This is a genomic window from Rhodopirellula sp. JB055 (assembly GCF_043100905.1).
GTDB lineage: Bacteria > Planctomycetota > Planctomycetia > Pirellulales > Pirellulaceae > Rhodopirellula.
In genome coordinates, this window is the sequence record NZ_JBICHO010000420.1 from 1 (window position 1) to 3,033 (window position 3,033).

The 3,033-nt window shown below is 54.6% G+C and carries 2 protein-coding genes; one reads left to right on the plus strand and one right to left on the minus strand.

Translation table 11 applies throughout. The features are described from left to right. The first annotated feature begins 387 nt into the window (after positions 1–387). Positions 388–2,103, plus strand: coding sequence for a glycosyltransferase (locus ACF8AM_RS16490; protein ID WP_392556690.1), 1,716 nt, complete (start codon positions 388–390; stop codon positions 2,101–2,103). 787 nt (positions 2,104–2,890) lie between these two features. Here the strand turns inward: ACF8AM_RS16490 and ACF8AM_RS16495 are convergent. Next, positions 2,891–3,016, minus strand: coding sequence for a transposase (locus ACF8AM_RS16495; RefSeq protein WP_392556691.1), 126 nt, complete (start codon positions 3,014–3,016; stop codon positions 2,891–2,893). Positions 3,017–3,033 lie beyond the last annotated feature (17 nt).

Consider the following 3,033-nt stretch of genomic DNA (forward strand, 5'->3'; position numbering starts at 1 on the left):
CAGTGTCCGCCCCGCCTAAACGCGAAGGAAATCCGACAACACAAATCTCATCAATCAATTCTCTACCTCGGGTATAGGTTGAACCGTGGGTGGACAGAAGTACTGAGCCGAACGCACCTCCCTGGTTCACGTAAACTCCACCAGGTGTCGATTGACACCTAGAAACGCAACTGCCAGAGTGTGTGGGGGCATGCCCCGAGCGGGTCGGTCGGCACATGTCTTAGCGTGCGATGCACAGATCGACAATCATCAGCAAACCAATCCATGGACGGAGATCGATTCGTGCAGGAAGCCACAAGAGAATCTTCATCTAAGAGTGAGGCGGAAAATTCGCCGGCAGCGGTGGATTACTCACCGTCAAATGAACGCCCTTTGGTCTCGGCGATCATGCCCACATACGGGCGACCGGAACTGGTGAACGAATCCGTTGCTATGTTTCTTGCTCAAGACTATGAAAACAAGGAACTGATCATTCTTAATGACTGCGTTGGCCAGGCTTTTGAATTGGACCATCCCTTTGTGACGGTTCTCAACCATCCGCAACGATTCGCCAATCTCGGTGAGAAACGCAATCATTGCATCGAGCAAGCGGGCGGCGAGATCATAGCGATCTGGGACGATGATGACGTCTACTTGCCTTGGCGACTATCGGTTTCAGTGGAAGCGATGCTTGGTGACCGACTTTCGTTCTACCGGCCAGCGGAGTTCTGGGCGTACTGGGGAGACGAATCGCTCCACGACAATCAATCGACGCCTGGATGGGTCAATCACCCGTTCTGCTGCTTCACAAAAAGGCTATGGAACGCGGTAGGGGGCTACCCGCAGCAATCGCTTGGCGAAGACTCTGTCTTGTTCAAGAAATTCCATGAGCTGCTAGGTGAGTCATTTATCAAAACGCCGCTTCCTAAATTTGAGCGGCCTGGCATTCTAAGGGGAGCCTCACCATACAAGCATCTCTCCATTGAAGGCGGGCGTGATGACTTGCACACTGATCCAGGTCGGTTTGCCATCACTCCTTCAGAGATCCAGGATGCTCCTCTGAAAGATGCTTGGTCGCGATTGGTGGCTGATCACGTTTCTGTCAAACTGCGAACGGCCAGTCCCAGGACAAATCAAAATGACCAAGACGCCAAGCCGGTGTTGTCGGTCTGCGTAAGCTTGAAGAACCGATCGCTGCTCCCACGCAAAGACCGGCCCCGGAAAATCTTCCCCCATTGCGTCGCGTCACTCGCGAGTGCTGCGGAAGAATTGCAAGCTGTCTTTGGAGAAGAGGGTTCCACAAGGTCGGGAGATTCCACAAGGATCGAATTAGTCGTTGCTGACTTTCAGTCTGACGACTTTCCTCTTGCTGACTGGATCGATGATTACTCGGGTCCGCTACTTTTGAAAGTTATCACCTTGGATGGTCCCTTTTCTCGCGGACGTGGCCTGAACGTGGCGATTGAGCACGCCACAAGTGACTCGGTCTTTCTGCTCGACGCCGACATGCTTGTTCCCGCGGCACTGCTGCATGAAGGGATCATGCAGTGCGCCGAGCAAGCCGCCTACTTTCCAATTTTTCGGTACCTGGATGAAGATGGGGAACCAGCTCACTTGGAAATACATAGCTACGGTAACGCATTCGCTCCCAAGCGACTCCTGGACGCGGTTGGTGGCGTCCCTGAATTCACAAGCTGGGGAGGAGAGGATGATCTCTTGCACGCCGCGATCAAAAAGATCGCCAATGTCCGGAGAGAAGAGGCAAAGGGCTTTCTTCACCAATGGCACCCGGAGGACTGCCGGCATTCCAACTACGCGAATCCTCCGCGTTCGGATCAGCTCTCCCAGGTATCCGAAATGACGAGCGGGGCATCAGACCAAGTTTTCTGGGCAACGCACCCCGATTGGGAAGGCGAATTGACCCTGACGAAATCGGGAAGAATGATTCGTGACAATGGCGATGGAGGCGAATATCGATGGTCGTGCCAGCATGAATTGACGCTGGTATGGGACCGCTGGGCCCCAGAAGTGCTTCAGTACGATACGCAGCAACAGCGCTGGTTGGCAGCCGACAAGCCTTTTGTCTTGCGGCCAATTTGGCAGACCTGGTTTTCCAACGCCTGAACGGCATGGTGGATCGGCCGGTGTCAGCCTGGAAGGACGTAAGCGAGTGAATCCACAATCGGACGCAGTTCAAGCTCAGCGTATCTTTCCCGATTCGCGTCATGCAGAATGGTTGTGGCGCGGCCCGCCCATACGTGGCACCATTTGATTACCTAGCCAGGCCTGCACCGGAGATTCACTCCGAGCGAGACCGTAAACACAAAGAAGCTCGGATGCGTCGATGCCATTCGCCGGACAGCCGTGGCGGCGAACCTACAGTTGCCAGATGAGTGAACGACAATGCTGGTGCTTGGTCGGAGGACGAGAGGCAGATCAAAGGGGACGGAGGTAGATTGACCAAGGTTCTGCACCGGAGCAGAGGTCCGTCGCCCTGACGTCGACTTCTGAGTCTATCAGCGACCCGATGCTGCCGTCTGATTCGGTCGTGGGAACGATGCTCACAACGAAGGTGAATGGATGGTGGACGGCACGATCCACGCCTTGCTCGACTGGGATGAAGAAGTCGAGTGTCAAGGTGTTCGAGCGTCGCCCAGGGATGTTGCAGCTTGGTTGGCGGATCAGCATCGCCTGGGCTGCAGTTCTTGCAGGAGATATTGAATCGATTTGCGAACACGTTCCGTTGGAGGAAGCCGCAGTGTCGCTCTAGTGTTTTCGCATCGCCGGATGTTTCTCGTTGAAATCGTCTTGCTGCGAGCATGAGCGAGGTCGATGAGCCAACGATGGAGATAGCGAACCATGCGAGACGATCGTGGCTTGGGCACTCCTGCCTTTTTAGGTTCATCCGGGTTCATTGTGGGTAGAGATCCAGTCCGCCGCAGTAGAAATAGATCGCGGTTTTGAAGTTCTCTCGGTTTCGGTAGCCACCGACGCGTCGTTTGATTGACATGATCTTGCTATTGATTCCCTCGGCCACCGCGTTGGTGATTCCAT

Bases quoted from the DNA above. Each gene is read 5' to 3' on its own strand.
- ACF8AM_RS16490 (WP_392556690.1), top strand. From the start codon at position 388: ATGCCCACATACGGGCGACCGGAACTGGTGAACGAATCCGTTGCTATG.